Annotated in this window: 20 protein-coding genes; 5 read left to right on the plus strand and 15 right to left on the minus strand. The window is 62.8% G+C overall.

The annotated features are described in order from the left end of the window. The first annotated feature begins 5 nt into the window (after positions 1-5). Positions 6-3,029 (plus strand): caspase family protein, encoded by a 3,024-nt coding sequence (locus NKI10_RS12840; protein WP_031245289.1) that lies wholly within the window; start codon positions 6-8, stop codon positions 3,027-3,029. A 149-nt stretch (positions 3,030-3,178) separates the two neighbouring features. Next, a complete protein-coding gene (gene amrB / locus NKI10_RS12845; RefSeq protein WP_352860249.1) occupies positions 3,179-4,897 on the plus strand; it encodes an AmmeMemoRadiSam system protein B in 1,719 nt (572 codons plus the stop codon). Between the two features lie 29 nt (positions 4,898-4,926). On the opposite strand, the gene NKI10_RS12850 is transcribed toward amrB, so the two are convergent. After that, the gene (locus tag NKI10_RS12850; protein ID WP_023714129.1) at positions 4,927-6,765 is read right to left on the minus strand and encodes an MORN repeat-containing protein; all 1,839 of its coding nucleotides are present in this window, start codon (positions 6,763-6,765) and stop codon (positions 4,927-4,929) included. Between the two features lie 151 nt (positions 6,766-6,916). Continuing rightward, positions 6,917-7,996, minus strand: a complete 1,080-nt coding sequence (locus tag NKI10_RS12855; RefSeq protein ID WP_023714130.1) for a trypsin-like serine peptidase — start codon at positions 7,994-7,996, stop codon at positions 6,917-6,919. A 402-nt stretch (positions 7,997-8,398) separates the two neighbouring features. On the opposite strand from NKI10_RS12855, the gene NKI10_RS12860 reads away from it, so the two are divergent. Continuing rightward, complete coding sequence (locus NKI10_RS12860; RefSeq protein ID WP_023714131.1) at positions 8,399-9,490, plus strand: S1 family serine peptidase; 1,092 nt, start codon at positions 8,399-8,401, stop codon at positions 9,488-9,490. Between the two features lie 80 nt (positions 9,491-9,570). On the opposite strand, the gene mgrA is transcribed toward NKI10_RS12860, so the two are convergent. From mgrA to NKI10_RS12895, 7 genes are all read right to left on the minus strand, one after another. Continuing rightward, a complete protein-coding gene (mgrA, locus tag NKI10_RS12865; protein WP_023683033.1) occupies positions 9,571-10,617 on the minus strand; it encodes an L-glyceraldehyde 3-phosphate reductase in 1,047 nt (348 codons plus the stop codon). Between the two features lie 57 nt (positions 10,618-10,674). Then, positions 10,675-11,817 carry a Gfo/Idh/MocA family protein gene (locus NKI10_RS12870; RefSeq protein ID WP_352860252.1) on the minus strand — a complete coding sequence of 381 codons (1,143 nt, stop codon included), beginning with the start codon at positions 11,815-11,817 and terminating at the stop codon, positions 10,675-10,677. 11 nt (positions 11,818-11,828) lie between these two features. Beyond that, complete coding sequence (locus NKI10_RS12875) at positions 11,829-12,575, minus strand: sugar phosphate isomerase/epimerase family protein (RefSeq protein WP_023714133.1); 747 nt, start codon at positions 12,573-12,575, stop codon at positions 11,829-11,831. Positions 12,576-12,692: 117 nt separating this feature from the next. Next, positions 12,693-13,793 (minus strand): ABC transporter ATP-binding protein, encoded by a 1,101-nt coding sequence (locus tag NKI10_RS12880; protein WP_352860254.1) that lies wholly within the window; start codon positions 13,791-13,793, stop codon positions 12,693-12,695. A gap of 5 nt (positions 13,794-13,798) precedes the next feature. Further along, complete coding sequence (locus tag NKI10_RS12885; protein ID WP_023669802.1) at positions 13,799-14,734, minus strand: carbohydrate ABC transporter permease; 936 nt, start codon at positions 14,732-14,734, stop codon at positions 13,799-13,801. After that, positions 14,727-15,620 carry a carbohydrate ABC transporter permease gene (locus NKI10_RS12890; protein ID WP_023683029.1) on the minus strand — a complete coding sequence of 298 codons (894 nt, stop codon included), beginning with the start codon at positions 15,618-15,620 and terminating at the stop codon, positions 14,727-14,729. Before NKI10_RS12890 ends, NKI10_RS12885 begins: the two co-directional genes overlap by 8 nt. 81 nt (positions 15,621-15,701) lie before the next feature. Further along, positions 15,702-16,940 carry an ABC transporter substrate-binding protein gene (locus NKI10_RS12895; RefSeq protein ID WP_023804596.1) on the minus strand — a complete coding sequence of 413 codons (1,239 nt, stop codon included), beginning with the start codon at positions 16,938-16,940 and terminating at the stop codon, positions 15,702-15,704. A gap of 392 nt (positions 16,941-17,332) precedes the next feature. Between NKI10_RS12895 and NKI10_RS12900 the strand changes: the two genes are divergently transcribed. Further along, positions 17,333-18,376: a LacI family transcriptional regulator gene (locus NKI10_RS12900; RefSeq protein WP_023683027.1), complete on the plus strand. Its 1,044-nt coding sequence runs from the start codon at positions 17,333-17,335 to the stop codon at positions 18,374-18,376. A gap of 33 nt (positions 18,377-18,409) precedes the next feature. On the opposite strand, the gene gnd is transcribed toward NKI10_RS12900, so the two are convergent. Next, a complete protein-coding gene (gnd, locus tag NKI10_RS12905) occupies positions 18,410-19,837 on the minus strand; it encodes an NADP-dependent phosphogluconate dehydrogenase (protein ID WP_023733614.1) in 1,428 nt (475 codons plus the stop codon). 206 nt (positions 19,838-20,043) lie between these two features. On the opposite strand from gnd, the gene NKI10_RS12910 reads away from it, so the two are divergent. Further along, a complete protein-coding gene (locus NKI10_RS12910) occupies positions 20,044-20,481 on the plus strand; it encodes a VOC family protein (RefSeq protein WP_023733615.1) in 438 nt (145 codons plus the stop codon). Between the two features lie 25 nt (positions 20,482-20,506). Here NKI10_RS12910 and NKI10_RS12915 read toward each other — a convergent pair whose 3' ends face one another. From NKI10_RS12915 to NKI10_RS12935, 5 genes are all read right to left on the minus strand, one after another. Then, entirely contained in the window at positions 20,507-22,132 is a 1,626-nt protein-coding gene (locus NKI10_RS12915; RefSeq protein WP_023815735.1) for a copper resistance CopC/CopD family protein, read from the minus strand. A 53-nt stretch (positions 22,133-22,185) separates the two neighbouring features. Next, a complete protein-coding gene (locus tag NKI10_RS12920; RefSeq protein ID WP_023686612.1) occupies positions 22,186-22,704 on the minus strand; it encodes a YcnI family copper-binding membrane protein in 519 nt (172 codons plus the stop codon). Between the two features lie 39 nt (positions 22,705-22,743). After that, complete coding sequence (locus NKI10_RS12925) at positions 22,744-23,283, minus strand: copper chaperone PCu(A)C (protein WP_023815734.1); 540 nt, start codon at positions 23,281-23,283, stop codon at positions 22,744-22,746. Positions 23,284-23,388: 105 nt separating this feature from the next. After that, positions 23,389-23,745: a DUF2946 family protein gene (locus NKI10_RS12930; protein ID WP_023686614.1), complete on the minus strand. Its 357-nt coding sequence runs from the start codon at positions 23,743-23,745 to the stop codon at positions 23,389-23,391. A gap of 211 nt (positions 23,746-23,956) precedes the next feature. After that, positions 23,957-24,859: a GntR family transcriptional regulator gene (locus NKI10_RS12935; protein ID WP_023815733.1), complete on the minus strand. Its 903-nt coding sequence runs from the start codon at positions 24,857-24,859 to the stop codon at positions 23,957-23,959. Between the last annotated feature and the right edge of the window lie 163 nt (positions 24,860-25,022).

The raw sequence follows: 25,022 nt of genomic DNA on the forward strand, positions 1-25,022 counted from the left end.
ACAAGGTGCCGGGCAGCTCCCATCCCTTGCGTGCTATCCGGTGGCTAATCCTGGTCGGTCTTCTGGCGTTAACGTCAACCGCCGGTGCCGAGGACCTCGATTTCCATCTCGATCTCAACACCGGCGGCCACAGCGCCAGGGTCACCGATCTTGCCTTCACGCCGGACGGCGAGGGACTGGTCTCGGCGTCCGATGACAAGACCATCCGCATCTGGGACTGGCAGAGCGGGGTGACGCTCCGCACCATTCGCGGCTATCTTGGCAATGGCAATGACGGCAAGGTCTTTGCGATTGCCGTGTCGCCGGATGGCAAGACGATCGCCGCCGGCGGTTATTTCGGCGCCGGCATCGGCGACGAGCCCCCTTATGGCGATGTCAGGCTGTTCGATTTCACCACCGGCAAGATCAAAACCGTGCTCAAGGCCGCCGACTATGCCATCTATGATGTCGCCTTTTCACCCGACGGAAACACGCTCGCCGCCGGCGGTGGCGATGGTTTCGTCTACCTCTGGCGGGCGGACGACAAATCCGCGTCGGGCTGGACGCTGGCGGAAAAACTCGATGCCGATTCCTGGCGTGTGGAAAAGCTCGCCTTCGCCGCTGCGGGAACCCGGCTGGTGGCGACGACCACCGACAACGGCATAAGGCTCTGGGATGTGGCCAAGGCTGAGGAAATCGCCTTGCCGGCCGAGGCCGAACCGCTGCGCGATGTCGGCGTCGCCGCACTCGCCGTGTCATTGGATGGCAGCCTGTTTGCCACTGGCAGCAAGGACGGTGACGTCCAGCTCTGGCGGGCCAGCGACGGCAAATTCGTCCGCGCCATGCCGAAGCAGGATTTCCAGATCGGCGCTCTGAGCTTCGCCACGGGTTCGCGGCTTGTGGCGTCATGCAGCTATCGCTGCGCCGACAAGCATCGCTCGGCGGTCTGGAATACCGACAGCGGCGAGCAACTGCTCGACTATAACGGCCATGACGGCACGGTCTTTGCTGGCGCCGGCAATGCCGACGGCTCGCTGGTGGCGACAGCCGGCGGCACCCGCAACGCCATCCAGGTCTGGAACCCCATGACCGGCGAGCGCAAGGCGCTGCTGCAAGGGGTCGGCGAACCGGTGACGGCGATCGGGATCGATGCGGCGAGCAGCTCCATCGCTTGGGGCAACACCAACCCCTGCCCTGAACGCGTGTCCTGTCCCGAGCTGCAGGGCACGCTGGACAAGGTGCTGGCGCTACCGACGGCCGAGCGGTTCTTCGAGGACCCGGTGGCGTTTGCGGAACAGGGCGCCTATGCCCGCGCGGCACTCGCAGAGGGTGAGTGGTCGCTCCGTGCTGCCCCCGGCGGCAAGGACGGCCTGGAGAATGCCGTGCTCGAAATCGCGAGCGGCGGAAAGGTGATGCACAGCATCGAGAATTCCGCCACCAATGGCTTCGTCCATTCGGCTTACACGCTGATCGGCAATGGGCTTGGCCTGATCACCGGCGGCAGCGACGGCACGCTGTTGGAATACAAAACCGCGACCGCCGAGGTATCGGGTGAATTCACCGGCCACACCGGCGAGATCAACGCCATGGTTGCCGCCGAGAAGGAAGGGGTGTTGGTCACCGGCAGCGCCGACCAGACCGTGCGGCTGTGGAATTTGAAGACACACAAACTGATCGTGTCGATGTTCTTCGCCGGCTCCGAATGGATCGCCTGGATGCCGCAGGGCTACTATTATTCCTCCGCCGATGGCGACAAGTTGATCGGCTGGCACGTCAATCAGGGCCGGGACCACGAAGGGCGTTTCATCAGCGCCGGCCAGCTGAAGAAATATCTCTGGAGCCCGGAAATGGTGCGCCGGGCCATCATCCTGCGCAGCGCCGAACAGGCGGTCCAGGAAATGCGCCCCGGCGTCGACCGCCAGCTGGAAAAGCTGCTCGAGCGCAAACCGCCGGAATTCGGCATCAAGCTTGCCGCCGACCAGAGCAACGTCCGCGAGGGCTATGTCGCCGTCGAGATTTCGGGCGCGCAGGAAGCCGGCGCCGATGTCGCCGGATTTTCGATCCTGTCGAACAGCCGCAATGTCGGCAATGTCACGGCGCGCTCGGCCGATGGCGGCAAGAGCACCATCGTCGAAGTGCCGGTCGAGAATGGCGAAAATACCATTCGCATCACCGGCACCAACGAGTTCGGCTATCTGACCGAGCGCACTGTCACAGCACTTGGCAGGAAAACCGAAAAGCCCGCCAACAAGGGCAAGCTCTACGTCGCCGTGATCGGCGTCGACAAATATCCTTTCCTCACCGATGCATGCGCCGGCCACGCCTGCGATCTGCGCTATCCCGTCGATGACGCCACCGAATTCCTCAAGGTGATCTCGCAGAAATCCGCGCCCTTGTTTTCGGCGATGGAGACGCTGGTTCTGGTCAACCGCGAAGCGCTGGATGAGGCGCCCGATTCCGGCAAGGACGTGTTCAAGGTCGCCAGCGCCGACACCATCCTGGAACCGGATTCCGACACGATCGACGACCAGCTCGCCGACTTTCTCGACAGACCCGGCGAGAACGACACCACCATCATTTTCGTCGCCGGTCACGGCATCAACATCGACGAAGATTATTATTTCATCCCCACGGACGGCCGCAAACAGGATGCCGACCGCTGGAAGCGCTCCTCGCTGGTCGACTGGGGCGACATCCAGAAATCGGTTGAGCGGGCCAAGGGCATGCGCTTCATGCTGCTCGACACCTGCCACGCCGCCAACGCCTTCAACCCGCGCCTGGAAAAAGACGCGCAGGACGCACGCATCGTCGTCTTCTCGGCCACCGCTGCCAACAACACCGCCGCCGAACTGCCCGAGCTCGGCCATGGCGTCTTCACCTATTCGATCCTCGAAGGCCTGCGCGGCCGGGCCAAGACCTCCGACGGCGGCGTGACGCTGTTCGGCCTCGCCGACTATATTTCGCGCGAAGTGCTGCGGCTGACCGCGTCCAAGCAGAAGCCGTTCTACTATGTCGGCGGCGTGGAGAACATTGTGCTGGCTGAGCCGTGAGAGGTCGGCACCCAGGCACCCACCTCTGGCCTGCCGGCCATCTCCCCCGCAAGGGGGGAGATCAGTCTCTTCATTGCTGGAGATCTATTTTCAAGGTTGATGATTGGCGAAAGTCGAGGCGACATCCAATCTCCCCCCTTGCGGGGGAGATGTCCGGCAGGACAGCGGGGGGTGCCTGGGCACGGACCAGCATTCTGGTCTTTGCCACCGCCTTGCTTATCCTCTCAGTGCTTCAAGCGTCTGCCGCCCCCATCACCTGCCCGCCCGGCGACACAAACTTCCCGTCCTTCTACTCCGACCCCACACTCTTCACCGACGCCATCGCCGCCGTCGCCAGAATCGAGCCGTCCAACCAACGGCTCACCGGCATCACAGTCCCCCACCACCTGCTCGTCGCAGATCTCGTCGCACTCGGTTTCCACGCCGCGTCCGGCTTCCGCTACAAGCGCATCGTCATCCTGTCGCCGGACCATTTCCACGAGACGCAGAAACTCTTCGCCACGACGCCGCGCGGTTTTGAAACAGTGCTCGGTCCAGTCCAGGCCGACACGGAAGCCGTGCACCTTCTGGAAGCGAACAGCGACATGGTCGAAGACTCCTGCCTATTCGCCAGGGAGCATGGCGTGCAGGCGATGCTGCCTTTCCTGCATCACTATTTCCCCGAAGCTGAAATCGTGCCGGTGGCGATGTCGGTCAAAGCCAAGCGAGCCGACTGGGACCGGCTGGCGCAGGCGCTGAAAGCGATCGTCGACAAGGACACGCTGATCGTCGAATCCACCGATTTCTCCCACTATCTGCCGCAGCACGAAGCCAGGCGTTTCGACCAGCAGACGCTGAACATGCTCGCCGCCGGTTCGCTCGACGGCATCGCGGCGCTGCGCCAGCCGGATCACGCCGATTCGGTCGGTGCGCTCTATATCCAGACCAGGCTGCAGCGCGAACTGTTCGGTGCTGCGCCGCTGGTCGTCGCCAACGAGAACTCGCAGGCGCATTCAAGCGACTATGTCGAGCGCACCACCAGCTATGTCGTGGCGCTGTTCGGCGCCTTCGGCCCCGGCTTCAACAATCCTGCCCGTCCCGACGACAAGCTCTACTATTTCGCGGGCGACGTGAATTTCGGCCGCGCCATGAAGAAGATCCTGGTCCGCGACGGTGTTGCCGAGAAGATCGTCGAAAGCGTGCTGGCCCTGACCCGCTCGCGGCCGCTGATCGTCAATCTCGAAGGCGTGATCCTGCCCAACGTCCCTGAGGCGATCGACGACATGACGCTGGCCATGCCCGCAGACCTCGCCATCGACATGCTCAAGAAATTGCATGTCGCCGCTGTCAGCCTCGCCAACAATCACGCCTACGACCTCGGCCCGTCAGGCTATGCCGAGACGCTGGCCGCACTCGATGCGGCCGGCATCGCCCATTTCGGGCAGGGCGAGACGCTGGCGCTTGCCGATCTCGACCTGGTCGGGCTGACCGACATCGATACCAACGGCTCCAGGAACACCGACCTTCTGACGCCTGCTTTGCTCGACCGGCTGCTGCACGACAATGCCGAGCGGCCGGTGATTGCCTTCGTCCATTGGGGCCGCGAGTACAAGACGGAGCCGTCGCGGCGCGAGGAGATGCTTGCCGACCAGATGCGGCTGCGCGGTGTCACGGCAATCGTCGGCGGTCATCCACATGTATCGAGCGAGGCGATCCTGCCGCTCGGCGGCGGCGATGTTGCGGAGATCTATTCGCTCGGCAATTTCCTGTTCGACCAGAAAGCCGAACGATCGTCCGGGTCGATGCTGGAACTCAGGGTGTTCAGCCAGGGCACGATCTTTGCCCGGCTGATCCCGCTGCCCAATTTTTTCGAGATGGGCTCGAAATGACGCGATTCCCGAAAGGACGTGACAGGACCTCAACAGCCTTGCAGATCTTCCGGCAGATAGCAGACCGCCGGCTTGGTGCTGGTTTCGAACAGCGACTGCTTCGGCCTGAAATAGAAGAACGTGGCCGGCTTGCTTTCGCGTGTGCTGCCATCGGCGAAATGGGCGGCGATGCTGAAGCGATGGATCGACGACATTGACGACCACATTTTCAGCCGTGCCGTGTAGGCGCTGAGATTCTTGTTGCCGCGCACCGGCATGGGGATGCTGTAATCGGTCTTGCCGATCGGAAATTCGATGTTCTGGTAGCGCAGCGCTTCGGGCGACGCGCCGCCGCCATCGCCGCATTCGGCGAGCGATTCTGGGACCTCGATGCTGACCAGCGAGACGATGACGCGAAACGGCTCGCTCTGCTGGTAGACAGCGCCCTGATCGTCCGCCCAGGAATAATCGAGCTTGCCAATCCCGGTCACGCTCATTTTCTCGACGCTGCCGCTGATGTAATCGGCAACGTCGCCGAACTTGACCTTGTTGGCCACCTGGGCGCGGCAGACATCCAGGCTGTCCCTTGACGGGCAGGTGAAGCGCTCGGTCTCGAGCGTGGTTGTGTCGACGCCGGCTTCAATCAGCACGTCCTTGATCGAGACGTCGACGCCATCGCCGAAAGTGCCGATGTCCTTCGTGAACATGCGGCTCGGCTCGCCGGTCGCGTTGTCCTCCTCGTCGGTCCTGGTGAACTGGATCGACATCTTCATGTCTTTCACGTCGCCCCAGCCATTGTTGACGATCGAGAAGTCGGGGCGGAAGCCGACGCAGCCATAATGCTCGCTGATCGACAGCATCGGCTTGCGGTAGGCCTCGCTCGCGGCCACCTTCATTTCCAGGCTGTCGATCTTGACCCTCGACCGGTCGGTGGTCTTGAGGTCGACTTCGGCGAAGGCCGGCGCCGTCTCCCAGTCCATGCCTTCATAGACATTGCCGGTACGAATCTCTCCGGTGCCGTTCCAGGCATCGTTGTACTGGTCCGACACCGGATAGATCGCGATGTCTTCGTCGCGCACGAGATGCTGGTACTGCATGTCGGCCTGCTGCGTCATGCGCTGGTCGACGGCAATGCCGATCTCGACCTTGTCGGCGGAACCGCCGCCGGTCTGCGCCTTGAGCAACCCGCCCACTCTGGCATCGGCCAGCACATCGGGGCGCGCACCGCCGATCTCCTTGCCCATCGCCCATTGCGACCAGTAGACGGTGCCGCCGGCCAACCGGGTGCGGCCCTTGCCGTCCTTCAGCCCATCGGCAAAAGAGCCGACGAATATCTTGCCTGTCTTCGTCTCCAGCCTGCCCTCGCCATTCGGCACACCGGCCCTGAATTGCCCTTCATAGCGATTGCCGTCGGCATCGACATGGATCGCATGGCCGTCGAGCTGGCCGGCGACCCAACGGCCGTCGAGAATCTCGCCTGAACGCAGCTCCAGCCGGCCTTGTCCATCGGGGCGGCCATTCCTGATCTCGCCGAAATAGCTGGAATAGATCGTCTTGGGGTCGTAGCTCGCCGAGCCGCGTACGCGCCAGACCAGCCTGCCCTTGCCGTTGACGGTGCCGTCGGCTGCGACGGTGCGGTCCGGCGACACGCCGGCTGCCGGCTCCCAGGTGAAATCAAGACCCAATTCCGGGTGGGAATCCCAGACCCGTACATTCTTGCGCAGCACCGAACGTGTTTCGCTTTTATAGAGGATTTGCACCCGCTCGGCCCAGGCGCCATCGGGTGTGGCACCGCCTTGATCGGCCATAGCGGAAAAGCATGTCAGTGCGGCCAGCATGGATGCAGCCGCCATCGCTTTGACCCCGAAGATCATTCTTGCCCGCGCCATCTTACCCAACCCCTTGGATCGCCTAGCGTAAGCACCGCTGCAACACAGTGCAAGGGAGGTGTTTCGATACAAAAAACCGGCGGCAGGAACGTCCCGCCGCCGGTTTGCTAATGCTGGTTCTCGCCGCTGTTTGCCGGCGAAAGATCGGGCCTTATTTGTACAGGCTGTTGATCCACGCCACGTTGGCAGCGTTCAGGCGCACCGCTGTGTTGGCGTTGGGGCTTTCGGCCACGTTCACGCCGGTGACGACGCGCTGCTTGGCGCCATTGTCATAGGCGTAGACCGAGCTGCCGCTCGACCCCGGATAGGTGTCGCAGTCGTACTGGAAATACTCCGCGCCGATGTTTTCGGCTTTCACTTCGCAGGTCGCCTTCCACATCGTACCCATCGGCTTGTCGCCGGGGTAGCCAACGATGTTGGCGGTGAAATCGCCGAGGTTCTCATAGTTGGCATAACCCAGCCAGCCGAGATTGGTGCCGACATCCTGCTTCAGCGTGATGATGCCGAGGTCCCACGGAATGACCGAGCCGTAGTAACCCTGATAATTGTCGATGAAGCCCTGCAGGATATAGACGCTCTCGTAGCTGAAAGCGCCAAACGGTGCATCGTCGGCGGTGTTGCCGTTGAGCGACGGCACGAAGATGACGTCGTCGAGCCAAGCCTTGTCTTCATTGCTGTAGAGGCAATGCGCGGCGGTGAGCACCGTGCGCGGACCGATCAGGGTTCCCGAGCAGCTGCCATAACCGCTCTTGGCTTTGCCTTCGATATAGCCGATCGCGGTGAACGGGTAGGTCTTGGTGTTCTTGATCTGCTCGCGATCGTCGGCCCCGAACACCTGGCGGCCGGCTTCGTCGCCGCCCGTCAATCCGGTCTTGTTGGCGGCTGGTGCGTTAGCGGGCGCGTTCAATTCCTTGATGACAAGGTCCTTCAGCGTCTCGCCTGCATCGATCTTGATGTCCTTGCCATCGGCGGAACGTCCGACGATGCCATAGGATTTGACCGCCGTGCCCTCGTCGGTCAGCGGCGCTGCCCGGCTGGCTTCATCTTCGGTCAGTTTCGGCGGAGCGATCGGCTTTGCACGGCCGGGCTGGTAGTCGCCCGTTCCGAGATCGCGCATGCTTTCGCCATTGCCGGCATTCGCTGAGCCGGGATCGGCGGCGAAGGCAGGCATCGTCCACAGTGCGGTGGATAGCAGTGCGGACGCAATGATAGTGCTTGTCAGTTTCGTCATGGTGAGACTCTCCCAAAAGTCAGCAAGGAGTGGAGCAAAATACAGAAATATTGTCGAGATCGTGGTGGAGTTAAAAAATTAGTTTGGTTACCCGCCCGTATCGGATCATCGGTCCGGGCGGCCTCGTTAAAGCCCTCCGCCAAACGCACCCGCGTCGATATACTGCCTAAAATAATCCAACATTGGCAATGACAAATCGCTTCCACGTAGCCCGTGGGGGGCTATAGGGTTTGGGTGGGCTCTGCCCGATGGGGCACGATTAGCAAAAGTGGTATTTCGGTTTTATGACCGCGCGGATGTCGTTCGTTCTGGCAGAAGGCGATCGAGGTACCGCTACCGCTTCTGTTGGTTATGCGTCATGGCGGCATGGCTCGGCAATTTTCATCTCAGGAGGGTTTCAAGGTGAACATTATCCATCGGTTCAGGCCGCTTGCCGCTGCATCGCTGCTCGGCATCGCGGCCGCTTTCCCCGCCGTCAACGCGCTCTATGCAGCCGACGACGCCGTCAGGCCGGAAGCGGCGGTCTCGCCGATGCAGCGCGTTGCCGAAGCCCGGGACAAGGCCAAGGCCGAGAACCCCGACGGCGCCGACCGCGTCTATGGCGGCAAGGAAGCCGACAAAGGGGCCTATCCGTTCCAGGTGGCGCTGCTGACCAGCGCCCGGCTGGATCCCAGCCCGGCCTCGCAGCCAAACGCGCAATTCTGCGGCGGCAGCCTGATCGCGCCGCAATGGGTGCTGACGGCGGCGCACTGCCTCAACGACAAGGGCCGACCGATTTCGCCCGATACGGTGACCGTGCTGACCGGCGCCACCGATCTTACCGAAGGCAAGCGCTACAAGGTGGTCGAGGTTATCGTCAACGAGGGCTACAGCGAACAGACGCTGGACAATGATCTCGGCCTGCTCCGGCTGGCGGAGCCCGCCGACGCGCCGGTCATCAAGATCACCAATGAGCCGACGCCAGACAGCGGCAAGACCACGGTCATCGGCTGGGGCAAGATGCAGGACGGCACCTTCCCGACCGCGCTGATGGTGGCCGATCTCGATCTCGAGCCGAGCGCTGCCTGCAACAGCGGCATCAAGTCGATCTATGCGCATGACCTGAAGGCGGCACTTGGAGATCTCTCCCACCGGATGCGTTATTCGGAAAAGGGCATCGATGCCGCCGCCAATGCGATCGCCGCCGATATGTCGGATCCGCTGACCAAGAACATGATCTGCGCCGGCACCGACAGCGGCGAACGCGACGCCTGCAACGGCGACAGCGGCGGTCCGCTGTTCATGACCGGCGCCAGCGGTCCGGTCCAGGTCGGCGTCGTCTCCTGGGGCGAAGGTCCGTCCGACGGCACCGCCGCTTGCGGCCACAAGAATGCCTATGGCATCTACACGCGATTGGCCAACTATACCGGTTGGATCGAAGCCAAGATGAAGACCCCGGCTCCGGCAGCCGCGGCGGCCCCCAAGGCCGGTCTCGGCACGGCCAAGAAGCCCTGAACGAGCCCGAAGCTTGATTAACGCAAAACGGCGGGATCTTTCCCGCCGTTTTGATTCATGTCCGGTGCCGGCTGTTCCGCTTACTTCCGTGGCGGTCCCTTGCGCTCGGCCGACGCCGCCCACAGATTGATGTCGGACTCGCGTGCGTAAGTGTCGATTTCGGCGAGCTCGGCATCGCTGAACTCGAGCACCTTGAGCGCGCCGACGCAGTCCTCGACCTGTTCGGGCCGGCTGGCGCCGATCAGCGCCGAGGTCACCCGGCCCTTGCGCAGCACCCAGGCTAGCGCCATCTGCGCCAGCGTCTGGCCACGCTTGCCGGCGATCGCGTTCAGCGCCTGGATGTTGGCGATGGTCTTTTCGTTGATGAAGGCGGGCCGCAGCGACTTGCCTTGGCTGGCGCGGCTACCCTCGGGGATGCCGCCGAGATATTTGTCGGTCAGCATGCCTTGCGCCAGCGGCGAGAACACGATCGATCCGACACCGAGCCCTTCCAGCGTATCGAGCAGTCCGTCCTCTTCGACCCAGCGGTTGAGCATCGAATAGCTCGGCTGATGGATGATGCAGGGCGTACCGAGCTGCTTCAATATGTCGGCCGCCTCGCGCGTGCGCTGCGAATTGTAGGACGAGATGCCGGCATAGAGCGCCTTGCCGGAACGCACCGCATGGTCGAGCGCGCCCATCGTTTCCTCAAGCGGCGTATCCGGATCGAAGCGGTGCGAATAGAAGATGTCGACATAGTCGAGCCCCATCCGCTTCAGGCTCTGGTCGAGGCTCGCCAGCACATATTTGCGGCTGCCCCATTCGCCGTAAGGCCCTGCCCACATCTCATAGCCGGCCTTGGTCGAGATGATCAGCTCGTCGCGATAGCTGGCGAAGTCGGTGCGCAATATCTCGCCGAAGGCGATCTCGGCCGAGCCCGGCGGCGGACCGTAATTGTTGGCGAGATCGAAATGGGTGATGCCGAGATCGAAGGCCTTGCGCGCGATCGCCTGCTTGGTCTTGTGCGGCGTGTCGTTGCCGAAATTGTGCCACAGGCCGAGCGAGATCGCCGGCAGTTTCAGGCCGGATCGCCCACATCTGTTGTAGAGCATTTTCTCATAGCGGTGTTCAGCCGGCTGCCAGCGCATGGGTACAGATCCTGGATTGTATGGGTGTCGGCGCGAGCGCGCCGCCACCCTTCTACCTCATTTCTGCTTCGCCAACAGTTCTTTTGCGTCCTTGACGCCGAGTGCAGCCGGCCGCTCGCAGCTGGTCTGCATGGCGACGAACTTGCCGGTCTCGCCCGACCGCAACAGGCCGGTCATGACGTCGACGGCATGCAGCGCCAGTTCCATCGAGCAACGATGCGGCCGGCCCTCGGCGATCGCCAGCGCCATGTCGGCAAGGCCTGCGGTGCGGTAGTTGGCCATCATGCCCTGGCCGTGCATTTCGTTGGGCACGCCGAACGGATGCTGCCATTTCGGCAGTTTCTTCACCGGTTTTGCCGCCTTGGTTATGCGCACGTCGCCACCGAAGAAATTCGGATCCGGCACGAACACCGTGCCCGTCTCGCCATAGAGTTCCATCGGCGCGTGACCATGCGCCCAGACGTCCCAGCTGGTGTTGAGCGTGATCACGGCGCCGTTCTCGAACTCCAGCAGGCCGTGGATCGTCGTCGGCGTGTTGACCGGGATTTTTTCGCCCGCGCGCGGTTTCGACGAGATCGTGCGTTCCTTGGCAGGCGTCGTCGCGAAGGCCGCCACCTGCTTCACCGGCCCGATCAGCTGGATCAGGTTGGTGATGTAGTAAGGCCCGATGTCGAGCACCGGCCCGGCGCCCGGCTGGAAGAAGAAATCGGGATTGGGGTGCCAGTGCTCCATGCCGTGGCCCATCACATGACAGGTGCCGCTGGTGATCTTGCCGAGCGCGCCGGTGTCGATGAGGTTGCGCACCAGCTGGTGCGCCCCGCCCAGGAACGTGTCCGGAGCCGAACCGATGCGCAGCCCTTTCTTCTCGGCCCGGCTCTTGAGGTCGAGCCCTTCCTTGACCGACAGCACGAACGGCTTTTCCGAATAGACGTGCTTGCCGGCATCGAGGATCTGCTTCGACACCCCGTAGTGCGCCGCCGGGATGGTGAGGTTGACGATGATGTCGATCTCGTCATCCTTGAGCAGTTCTTCGACGGTCTCGGCGCGCAGCTTGAACTCCTTCGCCCGTGCCTTGGCCGCGTCCATGTTGATGTCGGCGCAGGCGCGCATCTCGATGCCGCGAAACAGCGGCGCCAGCGAGAAATACGCTTTCGAGATGTTGCCGCAGCCGATGACGCCGATACCCAGTTTCTTTGCCATGATGATTGTTCCTAGTAAGCCTTGACGGATGCGAGCGAGCGGCTGGCGAAGCGCTCGATGTCGTTGGGGTTGTCCTGTTCCATGACGTAATATTTGGCCGCGCTCTTCGCCCGAAGTGTCTTGATCAGGCCGGCCCAGTCGATGGTGCCGTGGCCGACATCCGCCCAGCCGTCCTCGTCAAGGCCTTCGCCTGACTTGGCCATGTCCTTGACATGGACGGCGCTGATGCGCTTGCCGTGCTTTTCGATCCACGGCAGCGGATCAACGCCGCCGCGGACTACCCAGGCGACGTCCATCTCCCAGCCGATGTCGGGCGCAGCCGACAGGATGTGATCCTGCGGCACCGAGCCGTCGGCGAGTGTCTTGAACTCGAAATCATGGTTGTGCCAGGCAAAGCCGTAGCCGGCTTTTTTTGCGGTCTCGCCGACCTTGGCCAGACGCTCGCCAAAGCCGCGCCAGCCGGCAGCGTCGGCCGGCCGCTGCTCGGCCAGCAGATAGGGACAGATGACGAGCGTGATGCCGAGTGCGTCGGCTGTTTTGCGTACGCCGTCGAAATCATTCTCCAGCGCATCGATCGAGAAATGTCCGGTCGGCATCGCAAGCCCGTTCTTGTCGAGTTCGGCGCGGAACGCCTTGGGGTCGTCATAGACGCCGCCGAAACCTTCGACTTCCTTGTAGCCGAGCTTACCAAGCATTTTCAGGATGCCGTCCCACGGCTGGAAATTGCGGGCGCTGTAGAGTTGGAATGACCAGTTCATCGTCTCTGTCCGTTTCTTGGGTGGTTAAGGCTTGGGGATGTTTCGGGGGATCGTTTTCGCGAGATCGTTTTAGGGGGATCGTTCTTGGGAGGATGGTTTGCGGATGATTCTAGAGGGTCACAGGCGATTGCCGGTCGCAGCGTCGAACAGCGAGGCGCGCGCCGGATCGAAACCGAACTGGATCGGATCGCCGCTGCGCAGCGTCCGTTCCGCTTCGACGCGGAAGGAGAAGTTGCGGCTGGCAAGCTTGGTCCACACCAGCGTGTCGGAACCCATCGGCTCCACGATCTCGACCGAACCGCCGGCGGAAAACGGCATCGACTTTGCAGCGTCACCGAAAGCGATATGTTCAGGCCGGATGCCCAGCACGCAAGCGCCGGCCGGGCGCTCCGTGCCGTCAAAGGTATAGCGGTCGAGCGGCACCGAAACACCGTCGGTCCTGAACGCCGGAGCAGCACCGGCTTCCAGCTCCCCTTCGAGGAAATTCATCGCCGGCGAGCCGAGGAAGCCCGCGACAAAACGGTTGACCGGCCGGTTGTAGATCGTCTGCGGCGCGTCGAGCTGCTGGATGACGCCGCCGCGCATGACCGCGATACGATCGGCCAGTGTCATCGCCTCGATCTGGTCGTGGGTGACGTAGATCATGGTGTTCTGCAGCTTGCGATGCAGGAGCTTGATTTCGACGCGCAGTTCCGAGCGCAGCTTGGCGTCGAGATTGGACAGCGGCTCGTCGAACAGGAAGACGTCGACGTCGCGCACCAGCGCCCGCCCGATCGCCACGCGCTGGCGTTGGCCGCCGGACAAGGCCGCGGGCTTGCGCTGCAAAAGCGGCTCGATCTGCAGGATCTCGGCGGCGCGGGCGATGCGCTTGGCGATCTCGTCCCTGGGCACGCCGGCAACGCGCAGGCCGAACGACAGGTTCTTCTCCACCGTCATTTGCGGATAAAGCGCATAGGACTGGAACACCATGCCGATGCCGCGATCCTTGGGCTCTTCCCAGGTGACGTTCTTGCCCTTGATGAAGATGCGGCCTTCGGAAATATCGAGCAGCCCGGCGATGCAGTTGAGCAAGGTCGACTTGCCGCAGCCCGAGGGACCGAGCAGCACGATGAACTCGCCCTCTGCGACCTCGAGATTGAGGGTCTGCAGCACCGATACAGAGCCGAAGTTCAGGGACAGGTCCTGGATCGAAACGCTGGTGCCGTTGGCTGCCGTCATCGCCATCACCCTTTCACCGCACCGGCGGCGATGCCGCGCACGAAAAGCTTGCCGGAAATGAAGTAGACGATGAGTGGCACAAGGCCGGTCAGGATGGTGGCGGCCATGTTGACGTTGTACTCCTTCACGCCTTGCACCGAATTGACGATGTTGTTGAGCTGCACCGTCATCGGATAGGTGTCGGGGCGGGTGTAGACGACGCCGAACAGGAAGTCGTTCCAGATGCCGGTCACCTGCAGGATGATGGCGACGACGAAGATCGGCAGCGACATCGGCGCCATGATCCGCAGGAAGATGCCCCAGAAGCCGGCGCCGTCGACCCGTGCCGCCCTGAACAGCTCTTCCGGCATCGAGGCAAAATAGTTGCGGAACAAAAGCGTGAGGATCGGCATGCCGAAGATGGAATGGACGATCACCAGGCCGCTGAGGCTGCCGTAGAGGCCGATCTCGCGCAGGATGATGACGATCGGATAGATCATCACCTGATAGGGGATGAAGGCGCCGACGATCAGGATGACGAAGAATGTGTCGGCGCCCTTGAAGCGCCAGTTGGCGAGCGCATAGCCGTTCACCGAGGCGATCGCGATCGACAGCAGCACCGACGGCACGGTGATGCGCACCGAATTCCAGAAGCCGCGCGAAAGCCCATCGCAATTGAGGCCGGTGCAGGCGGTCGCCCACGCCTTCACCCACGGTTCGAACGTGATTTCGAGCGGCGGCGAGAAGATATTGCCCATCCGTATCTCGGGCATGCCCTTGAGCGAGGTTACGACCATCACGTAGAGCGGCAGCAGATAGTAGACCGCCACCACGATCAGCGTGCCATAGAGGAAGATATTGCGGCGCGAGAAGACATGCCGCGGCTTCGGCCCGCGCGGCCCGGAGGCTTCGCGCTCGGCGGCACCCGCGCTGGCGGGCAAAGGGACGGCCGGGTCAGCCACGCTTCCTGCCTCCAAATTCAAGGTAGGCCCACGGCACGACGACGATCACCACCGAGAGCAGCATCATGGTCGAGGCGGCAAAGCCCTGGCCAAGATTCTGTGCGAAGAACATGTAGTCATAGACATATTTGGCCGGAACTTCGGAGGCGATTCCGGGGCCGCCGCTGGTCTGGGCGACGACGAGGTCGTAGACCTTGACGATGCCCGACGCGATGATGACCAGCGTGGTGATGAAAACCGGCCGCATCATCGGGATGACGATGAACAGATAGGTCTTCCACATCGGGATCCCGTCTACCCGCGCCGCCTTCCAGATGTCCTCGTCGATGCCGCGCAGGCCGGCCAGCATCAGGCACATGATGAGCCCGGTGCCTTGCCACAGCGCCGCAATAGAAATGCCGTAGATGACGATGCTGGAATTGTAGAGCGGGTCGAAGTTGAAGCTCGTCCAGCCGAGGTCCCGCACCACATGCTGGATGCCGAAATCCGGATTGAGCAGCCACTGCCAGACCAGGCCGGTGACGATGAAGGAAAGCGCGAACGGATAGAGGAAGATGGTGCGGAACGTGTCCTCGAAACGGATCTTCTGGTCGAGAAGCGCTGCAAGCAGGAAGCCGATGACCAGTGAGAACACCAGCGAGATCGCGCCGTAGATCAAAAGGTTCTCGATCGAGATCAGCCAGCGCGGCGTCGCCCACAGCCGGTAATACTGGTCGAGCCCGGCGAAATTCAGCCGTGGCAGCAGCTTCGAATTGGTAAAGGAATAGAACACCGTCCAGACGGTGCCGCCGACGAAAACCACCGACGCGGTGAGGATCATCGGGATCGAGGCGACCTTCGCATTGATGTTGCGGAACAGCGGGTTGGGGCGTTCGCTCTTGCTCATCTCGTCAGCCGGCTGGGTAAGGGCGGTGCGATCCCGGCCCTGCTTTCGCAAGACCGGGAGCGGGGTGTATTGCCTCCAACGTCAGTCTGCCGAAGCGATGAGGTCGGCGAAGCGCTTCTGCGCGTCTTCGATGGTCAGGTCCGGCTTGGCGAAGAATTCGGCGAAGAGATCTTCCTTCTGCTTCTGGGTATCCTGCGAAAGCAGTTGGTCCGTCCACGGGATGACGGCGCCCTTGGCGAGGATGGCCAGACCCTTCTTCATGCAGTCGTTCGCCGCATTGAGATCGACGTCACCGCGCACCGGCAGCGAGCCCTTCTTGAGATTGAAGGCGACCTGAGTCTTAGGGTCGAGCAGCGTCTCTGCCAACACCTCCTGCGCCTTGGACTTGTCGGCATCCTTGAGCAGCGGGAAATAGAAGGCGTCGCCGCCGGTGGCGATAACTTCGTTCAGACCGAGGCCCGGCAGGCAGGCATAGTCCTTGCCGGCGACCTTGCCGGCAACCTGGAACTCGCCTTGCGCCCAGTCACCCATGATCTGGCCGCCGGCCTTGCCGGTGATGACCAGATTGGTCGCCTGGTTCCAGTCCTGCACATTGGTGTTCTTCGCCATCTTGCGGGCATCGTCGGCGGCCTTGAAGACCTTGGCGATCTCGGGCCCAGCGGCGAACTTGGCGTCCTTGTCCTTGTAGACCTTGAGGAATGCATCGGTGCCGCCGACCGCCGCCAGCAGCACATCGAAGGCGCCGGAAGATTGCCAGGCCTGTCCGCCGACAGCGAGCGGGATGATGCCCGCCTTTTCCAGGGCGGGTGCTGCCGCCACGAATTCATTCCAGTCCTTCGGCAGCGGCACGCCGGCCTTCTCGAAGGCTTCGTTCGACAGCCACAACCACTGCCAGGAGTGGATATTGACCGGCACGCAGTAGATCTTGCCGTCTATGGTGCAACTGTCGAGCAGGCTCTTCGGCCGCACGATTTCCGTCCACTTGCCCTTGGTGGCGACATCGGTGAGGTCGCGCATCAGGCCGGCCTGCACCAGTTCTTCGGCCTGCCGGCCGTGATTGAACTGGGTGGCGCCCATCGGATCGCCGCCGGTGATGCGGCTGATCATGATCGGCCGTGCCGTGCCGCCGGATCCGGCAATGGCGCCGTCGACCCAGTGATTGCCGGTCGCGTCGAAGGCCTTGGCGAATTCCGCAACCGCCGCCGCCTCGCCGCCCGACGTCCACCAATGGGTCACTTCCAGGTCGGTGGCGGCCGCCGGGTCGGCAAGCTGAAGCGCGGCCGTCGCGGCAAGGGCAGCGGTCAAAAGTCTATAGCGCATTTCGGTTCCTCCCAGAATCTGAAACGTTACAGATTTTCGATACGGCAATTATGCGGTGCGTGCAACCCCTGAGATAAACGCGCTCGAATGTTTTTTCGAGGCGCGAACAAATTCGTTGCGTGCAAACCGGCAAACTCCGCGCAAAACCGGGTGCTGCGCTGCAAAATCATGCTGCAGCGCAAGAAAACCGTCTCGAACCTGATTGTCGCGCAACGTTTCTGGCCGCCAAAACCCTGCCAAAACCATGGCTTGAGAGACCCACGCGCTGCGATGTTGGAAATCTGTAACGTTTCAGTATATTGAGGCCTGACGGCGAAGAACCGTGCCACATCGTCATCGAAGCGATTGTCGGCTGGTCCGGCGGCTGCTATGCGCCTGACGGGGCGGGACGAATGGACAGGGACCAGACGGAGAAGGACGACGAGGCGTCGGCGCATGAGCGGCCGACGCTGAAAACGCTTGCCTTCATGACCGGGCTCGGCGTCACCACCGTCTCGCGCGCGCTCAAGGATGCACCCGAGATCGGCGCCGAGACCAGGCGGCGGGTTCAACTCGTCGCCAGGCAGATCGGCTACCGGCCGAACCGCGCCGGCGTGCGCCTGCGGACCGGCAAGACCAATGTTATCAGCCTCGTGCTCAATACCGAGCGCGAGATCATGAGCTTTGTCTCGGACATCATCTACGGCGTCTCGGAGGTCATTGCCGACACACCCTATCACCTGATCGTCACGCCCTACTCGCGCTCGCAGGATCCGCTGGACCCGGTAAAGTATCTGGTCGAGTCCGGCTCGGCCGATGGCGTCATCATCTCACGCACGCAGCCCAACGATCCGCGCGCCCGCTACATGCTGGAGCGCGGCATACCCTTTGCCACGCATGGCCGCACCGATATGGGGCTTGTCCACCCCTATCACGACTTCGACAATTACGCCTTCGCCGCCGAAGCGGTGCGCCATCTGGCCAGCGTCGGCCGGCGCCGGCTGGCGCTGGTAGCGCCGCCGGTCGGGCTCACCTATTACGACCACACGGTCAATGGCTTTGCCGACGCACTGAGCGAGGTCGACGCCAGCGAAGTGCCGTTCAACGCTGTTTCGATCGACCAGTCGATCGATCAGATCAGGACGCGGACCGCGCAGTTGATGCGCCGCGACGTCAGGCCGGACGGTTTCGTCAGCAGCGCCGCCGCAGCAACGCTGGCCATCGTCGCCGGCATCGAGGATGCCGGCCTGAAACTCGGCCGCGACGTCGATGTCGTGTCCAAGCAATCGTCGGAACTGCTGCATCTGTTCCGCCGGGAGTTGCTGATCGTCAACGAAGACTTCCGCCTCGCCGGCACCGAGCTTGCCCGCGCCGTGCTGGGCTGGATAGGCGGCGCGGCACCTGGCTCTTTGCAGACTGTGGTCAAGCCAGGCGACGTCGTCGCGTATCAGGGCTGACTGGCACGACCTGAGAGGCCGCCTCACCTGACCCTAGGCGGCAGCGCCGCTGCCCCATGGGCCATGGAAAGCCCCCTGCTCGCCGATGCGCTCGAAACCATGCGCGCCGAAGAAATCGCGCTGCGCCTGGATCAGGTTCGAGGTGCCGCGGCCCTGGCGGTAGCTGTCGAAATAGGCAAGCGCCGACGCCAGCGCCGGCACGGGCGAACCGGCCTCCGACGCTCTTGCGACGATGCGCCGGAGCGACGGATGCGCCTCCTGCATCATGGTGGTGAAAGCCGGCGCCATCAAAAGGTTGGTGGACGCGCCGCCCGAGCCGAAGGCTTCCGCCATGGTGTCGAGCATCTGCGAGCGGATGATACAGCCGGCACGCCAGATCTTGGCGATGGTCGGCATCGGCAAGTTCCAGTTGAACTCCTTCGAGGCGGCGCTCATCACCGCGAAACCTTGTGCATAGGCGGCGATCTTGCCGGCGAGCAGCGCCAGCTCCAGGTCTTTCAGAAGTGCCGCCTTGTCGCCGGAGATCTTGGTGACGCCGATATTGCCATAGGCTTTTTCGGCCGCCTGCCGCTCATCCTTGATCGAGGACAGCACGCGGGCCGCCACCGCCGCCTCGATGGCCGTCGCCGGAATGCCGAGCTGCTGCGCCTCGATGACAGACCATTTGCCGGTGCCCTTCTGGCCGGCACGGTCGAGGATGATGTCGACCACCGGCTTGCCGGTCTTTGCATCGTCGGCGGCCAGCACCTTGGCGGTGATCTCGATCAGATACGAATCGAGCCGGCCCTTGTTCCAGTCCTCGAAGACCTTGCCGATCTCCTTCGGCCCCATGCCGAGACCGTCACGCAGGATGCCGTAGATCTCGGCGATCATCTGCATGTCGGCATATTCGATGCCGTTGTGGATGGTTTTCACGAAATGCCCGGCGCCGTCTGTGCCAAGCCAGGCAGCGCACGGTTCATCCTTGAACTTGGCCGAGATCGCGGTCAGCACGCGTTCGACGCGCTTCCAGGAGTCTTCGGTGCCGCCGACCATGATCGACGGTCCATGGCGCGCGCCTTCCTCGCCGCCGGATACGCCCATGCCGATGAAGGTGAGACCTGAGCCCGACAGTTCCGAAAAGCGCCGCATCGTATCGCGGAAATTGGCGTTGCCGGCATCGATGACGATATCGTTGTCAGACAACACGCCGCGCAGCGCTTCGATCTGTTCGTCGACCGGCTTGCCGGCCAGCACCATGATGATGACCGGGCGTGGCGGCTTGATCGCAGCTGCCAGTTCCTCCAGGCTGTAGCAGGGCACCACCATGTCCCTGAGCGAACCGGCGCCTTCGAGGAAGGCATCGGTGCGCGCCTTGGTGCGGTTGAAGACGGCGATGCGGTGCCCGTGCTCGGCAATGTTGAGCGCGAGGTTGGAGCCCATTGTGCCAAGGCCGATCAGGCCTATTTCGGCTTTTTCCATCGTTTCTTCCCTGCTTTCGGATTTTGTTGAGGCCGCGTTTTTCGGGATGCCCACTTTTCGGCGAGATGATTGACGGGCCTTTCGCGCCACGTCAACCGCCTCGCCGAATTGTGTTGCGTCTGCGTTGTGTCAGACCGAGTCAGGAAGGGTCAGTTGGTGACCAGGCGACGCCTTGCCGATCGAACATATGGCGATAGGTTGGACATATGGCAGTCAAACGGATGGACAATGTCGGAATCGTCGTCGAGGACCTCGACGAGACAGTTGCTTTCTTTCGCGAGCTCGGCCTCGAACTGGAAGGGCGGGCGACGATCGAAGGCGAGTGGGCCGGACGTGTCACCGGGCTCGGCGATCAGCACGTCGAGATTGCCATGATGCGCACACCGGACGGTCATAGCCGGCTCGAGCTCTCCCGCTTCCTCACGCCGCCTGTCGTTGCCGATCACCGCAACGCCCCGGTCAATGCCTTGGGCTACCTGCGCGTCATGTTTACCGTGGACGACATCGACGACACGCTTGAAAGGCTCCGCAAGCGTGGCGCGCAGCTGGTCGGTGAAGTCGTCCGTTACGAGGACGTGTATCGGCTCTGCTACATCCGCGGGCCGGAAGGGCATCTCATCGGGTTAGCCCAGGAACTCGGCTGAGCGTCCTTCGCGGGCGGGCTGAATATCACTCGGCGCGGATATCGATCGGCGCTTCGATCTTTATCACTTCGAAATCCGAAACCAGAATATCGAGCCGCGCCGTCCAGCGGCCTGGAATCGGAATGACGAGATTATCGACCCGCCAGGTGCCGTCGCCTGGCTTGGTCGCCGGACGCTTGATCGGCTCGATCCCCGAATCGGGCTTGGACAGCACCAGCGTCACTTCCTTGGCGTCGAGCGGGCCGAAATCGCCATCCATGATGACGATGGAGGCGGTGACCTCCCCGGTATGGCCGGGCGTGATGTCGATGTCGGCCATCGCCTTCATAGTGTGGATATGGGTCGACGTCGGTTGTGCCGCGGCGATTGCCAGGGCCCGTGGCGGCGGCGTGAAGCGCCAGCCGGCGGCAACGCCGAAGATCAGGAGCACGATCAGCATTTCGACTGAGATCGAGCGGCTAAGCCGTCGCCGCACTTCCGTCGCTCCGGCCTCGGCCAAGGCGGTGAGCCGCCATCGATTGACCGCCGCCAGCGTGAACAGAAACACCAGCAGCGCCAGCTTGATCAGCAGCAGCCGGCCATAGGCGGTGTTGACCAGTGCCGCCGGTGTCTGCACCTGGATGATGGCGAGCACCACACCGGCGGCGGCAAGCACTACCACCACGGGCATGATCGCGCGCGAAAACCGCCGCAGGAACGCCCCGGTTTCCACCGATTGGCTGCTCAACGCCAGGCCGAGCGGCAGCAATGCTCCAGCCCAGAAAGCGATGCCGGCGCCATGCAGGAACACCATAGGCCGCGTCAGCCATTGCGGTTCGGCTGCACTGGCATGGCCGCTGGCGGCAAGGGCTGCACCCACACCGGCCAGCCCGGCGAGCGCCAACGGCCTGGCGCCAGCACGCGATCCGACCAACGACAGCAGGCCAAGCCCGAGCGCCGCCAGCGAAATCAGCACCGTCCAGCCGAAGCTGGTGCCAAGCGCCGTCCGCCAGACCACCGGTTGCGCCAGCCGGGCGAGTGGCGCGCCCAGCGCGTCCAGCCCCTGGAACCCGAGCGACAGGGGTGCTGCGACCAGCCCGCACAGGATGGCGGCAATGACGAAGCGCTGGCCTGAGCGCTGGCCTTGCGCCAGCCATGTCAGCGCGAAGGCGCCGCCAATGCCGAGGAAAAGCCCGATGTAGAGAAGAACCTTGCCGGTCCAGATCGCTGACCGCAAATCTATATCGACAGCTTCCCCCACCGCCGGCGCCGCACTTGGCGCGCCAACGGAAAACAGCACCGAGCCGCCGACCGGATGGCCATCGGCGGAAATCACCCGCCAGCTCAAGACATGGGTGCCCGGCCCGAGCTTTTGTGGATTGTCGATCTCAACCGTTTGGTCGCTCAACCGAAACGAGGTCAAAGCGACAGGCGTACCGTCGGGCCGCACCAAGGTCAGCACCAGCGGCGACACAGGCTCGCTGAAGGTCAGCGAAAATTGCGTCGGCGCTCGCTCCAGAACCGCGCCGTCGGCAGGCTCGGCCTTGATCAGCGCCGCATGGGCAAAGGCCTGGTTTGGCGTGGCAAGGACGGCAAGCAGCAGGATCGCGGCCAGCAGGCCGAAGCACCTGCCGGCTGTCCGTTCTATCCGCTGAAAACAGGCCACGTTCATGCCATCCACCAAAACAGTGGCGCGCCGCTTCGAAGCAGCGCGCCGCCAATGCATCATTTCTTCGGCAGCAGGTTGAGGCCGGGCGCCGGATCTTCCAGCGCATCCTCATCCTGACCAGCCGCCGGAATCTCTATCCAACGCGTGGTGGCCCCATCGCATTCCTGCACCACCGGAAAATAGAGTTTTTGCCCGGCCGGCAGATCGGCGGCCAACGTGCCGCGGAAGACGAACTCGTCATAAAATTCATCCGGCAGGCTGCCGCCGCTCCAGTCGACTTCCTTGACGCCCGAGGTCACCGCCTCGCCATAGAGCTGGTAGGATTTCTCGTACTTGCCTTTCTTGACCTGCAGCGTCCAGCCGGGCTTGGGCATCGGCTTCACCCCGATCACCCCTTCCGGGATCTGCACGCGCACGGCAATCGTCGCCTTGCCGTCGCAGCCATGCGGCACGCGCAGCACGGCCTTGTAGGTCGAACCGACCGCAACCTCCTGTGTTTCGAGCGTGATATGGGCGAAGGCGGCACTTGTCCCCAGGACGAGGAATGCAGCGGCCGGCAAATGATGCTTGTTCATGATGGGTCCCTCTCGAAAAAATTGATTGGCAATAATTGGTCAGTCGTTGTCTTCCAGGGGTGGCGCGCTGCCTATGGCTTGCACGGCAAACTCGACGGTCACGGTTCCGGCCCTCTCGAAAGTCAGCTTAGCGGCAAACATCTGGCCTTCTTTAGGGGGCTGCTTCAAATCCATGAACATCACGTGGTAGGCGCCGGGACCCAGCGTGATCTTGCCGCCCGCCGGAATGTCCAGGCCGCCACTGACCGGGCGCATGGTCATGACGCCATCCTTCACCCCCATTTCATGAAGTTCGGCCTTGCCCGAAATGTCGGAGGAAATCGACAGCAGCCGGTCCGCTGCGCTGCCCTTGTTGACGATGGTGAAATAGCCGCCGGCAACCTTGGCGCCGGCCGGCGTGGCGCGCGACCAGGGATGCTCGATCTCGATGTCACCGGCCTTGAACTCATGCGCAAGGACGGAATGGGGGCCGGCGAACAACAGTGCAAAGGCGAAGAGGGCGCTGCCGAGACGCTGCTCGATAGTGATGGAGAAAGGGGCACTGCGGCGCAACGCGCCGGCACGAAGAAAAAGGAACATGGGTAGGCTCCATGAATATGAGGTCGCGCCTTTGTCCGGCTGCGAACGTGTTTATCATTGGATGATTATCGCCTGCGCAGGTTACGCGAAGCGAGCGGCGGTTTTTCAGCCCGCAAGCGGCGGCGCGCGCGGATTGGCCGGAGAGCGCTCACGCGTGACGTCGGGATGCCTGACTGCCGGCGGGAGAAACGCGACTGTTTCAAAAGACAGGCTCACCGGCGCCACGCCGACGCCTGCTGGCGGCGCATAGGCGACGGAGGCCATGCTGCAGCCGAGCATGCAGCACGCGGGCATATGCTGCTGGTGCGGATCGCCGCCGGGAAGCTGGACCGCCCCATCATGGCTGCAGATGACGTTGCCGAAAGCGTCGAGTTGCGAGGCATCCGGCGCAATGCCGAAAGCAAGCACGCCGAGCGTCGACTGGAGCAGCAGCACACAGGCCGCGACAAAGGCGGCCGTCATGCTCCATCTCTTACGCCGGAAGTCCAAAGACCTGCCTCTTCACGCAGCAACGCGTGGATATCTAGCACGCGGCATGTCGGCGGAAAATCGCCAAATCATCGCTGCGGCAACGCGGCGCGTTCGATCCATGTCGCACAAAAGTGCGCAGCGGTTTGGGATAACGGCATGAGGCAGAGATCTTGTGCGCATAACGTCCCTTCGGACGTCGCGCTCAGGAAGCCGGGCGGCCGCCGATTTCCGGGATCGACGTCAACAGCGTGTGGCGTGCCGACTTCAGATGCTTGCGGCAGGCGGCGTCGACCTTGCCGAGATCGCGCGATTTCAGCGCCGCGATGTAGGCGAGATGCTCGCTCACCGCGACTTCGTTGCGCTCGCGCTCCTGCGCCTTGTTCCACTGGTAGTGGTAGTGAAAGATCATGGCGATGACGTCGTAGAAATCGACGATGAAGCGGTTGTGCGACGCCCGGTGGATCAGCCGGTGGAAGCGCTCGTCTAGCTCCGAGAATTCGTTGAAGCGGATGGCGATTTCGCTGGCCAGAAGCCGGTGCTCGTCTTCCAGCCGGTCGAGATCCGCCCAGACCGGACTATCCCCAGGCAAGGCGGCAAAGGCCGCCGCCGAGCGTATCTCGAACATCTCGCGGATTTCAGTGAGTTCGAGCGCGAAGGCTCGCGTAAACCCCTTCAGCACCCAGTGGCTGTTGCGCCGCTTCTCGATCAGGCCGAAGCGGGAGAAGCGGATGAGGAACTCGCGCACGCTGGTGGTGCCGACGCCGATCTCGCGCGCCAGTTCGAGCTCGTTGATCTGCATGCCGGCCTCGGCGCCGCCAGCCAGCAATCTGCGCATAAACGACCGCTCGATGATCTGGGCCAGTGTGTCTGTCTCCTCCTCGGGGAAGAAATCATCCGGCTTCGGCGCCCTGAGCACTGTCTTGCTGCGTTTGTTCCACGCGATCAGCCCGGTCTCTTCCATGCGCGCCAGAATGGTGCGCACGGTGGTCCGGCTGACGCCGAGCAAAGTGCCCAGTTCCGGCTCCGACGGCAGGCTCTGCGTTTCATCGAGCAGCCGCAGACCCCTGTTGTAAGCGTCCTTGTAGACGTTGTTGCTCTTCGACATCCCTGCCCCGTTGCGCGCCGGCGCTTGCTGTGGCTGGCTTGAAGCGCGATATCACATATGTCCTGGCGCTCACCCGGCAAAGCAAAACGCTCTGCGTGTCAGACGCCGCTCCCCACAAGCCAAGCGTCCATCGGACGCATGGTCTCCTCCTGAAAAAACAATT

The organism is Mesorhizobium sp. M0802 (genome assembly GCF_040320115.1).
Classification (GTDB): Bacteria; Pseudomonadota; Alphaproteobacteria; order Rhizobiales; family Rhizobiaceae; genus Mesorhizobium.

Excerpts from the sequence above, each read along its gene's own strand:
- NKI10_RS12925 (WP_023815734.1), bottom strand. The coding sequence starts at position 23,283 with ATGTTCCTTTTTCTTCGTGCCGGCGCGTTGCGCCGCAGTGCCCCTTTC.
- NKI10_RS12915 (WP_023815735.1), bottom strand. The coding sequence starts at position 22,132 with ATGAACGTGGCCTGTTTTCAGCGGATAGAACGGACAGCCGGCAGGTGC.
- NKI10_RS12870 (WP_352860252.1), bottom strand. The coding sequence starts at position 11,817 with ATGGCAAAGAAACTGGGTATCGGCGTCATCGGCTGCGGCAACATCTCG.
- gnd (WP_023733614.1), bottom strand. The coding sequence starts at position 19,837 with ATGGAAAAAGCCGAAATAGGCCTGATCGGCCTTGGCACAATGGGCTCC.
- mgrA (WP_023683033.1), bottom strand. The coding sequence starts at position 10,617 with ATGCGCTGGCAGCCGGCTGAACACCGCTATGAGAAAATGCTCTACAAC.
- NKI10_RS12935 (WP_023815733.1), bottom strand. The coding sequence starts at position 24,859 with ATGTCGAAGAGCAACAACGTCTACAAGGACGCTTACAACAGGGGTCTG.
- amrB (WP_352860249.1), top strand. The coding sequence starts at position 3,179 with ATGTCCGGCAGGACAGCGGGGGGTGCCTGGGCACGGACCAGCATTCTG.
- NKI10_RS12920 (WP_023686612.1), bottom strand. The coding sequence starts at position 22,704 with ATGAACAAGCATCATTTGCCGGCCGCTGCATTCCTCGTCCTGGGGACA.
- NKI10_RS12895 (WP_023804596.1), bottom strand. The coding sequence starts at position 16,940 with ATGCGCTATAGACTTTTGACCGCTGCCCTTGCCGCGACGGCCGCGCTT.
- NKI10_RS12890 (WP_023683029.1), bottom strand. The coding sequence starts at position 15,620 with ATGAGCAAGAGCGAACGCCCCAACCCGCTGTTCCGCAACATCAATGCG.
- NKI10_RS12875 (WP_023714133.1), bottom strand. The coding sequence starts at position 12,575 with ATGAACTGGTCATTCCAACTCTACAGCGCCCGCAATTTCCAGCCGTGG.
- NKI10_RS12910 (WP_023733615.1), top strand. The coding sequence starts at position 20,044 with ATGGCAGTCAAACGGATGGACAATGTCGGAATCGTCGTCGAGGACCTC.
- NKI10_RS12930 (WP_023686614.1), bottom strand. The coding sequence starts at position 23,745 with ATGACGGCCGCCTTTGTCGCGGCCTGTGTGCTGCTGCTCCAGTCGACG.
- NKI10_RS12855 (WP_023714130.1), bottom strand. The coding sequence starts at position 7,996 with ATGACGAAACTGACAAGCACTATCATTGCGTCCGCACTGCTATCCACC.
- NKI10_RS12880 (WP_352860254.1), bottom strand. The coding sequence starts at position 13,793 with ATGACGGCAGCCAACGGCACCAGCGTTTCGATCCAGGACCTGTCCCTG.
- NKI10_RS12850 (WP_023714129.1), bottom strand. The coding sequence starts at position 6,765 with ATGGCGCGGGCAAGAATGATCTTCGGGGTCAAAGCGATGGCGGCTGCA.
- NKI10_RS12900 (WP_023683027.1), top strand. The coding sequence starts at position 17,333 with ATGGACAGGGACCAGACGGAGAAGGACGACGAGGCGTCGGCGCATGAG.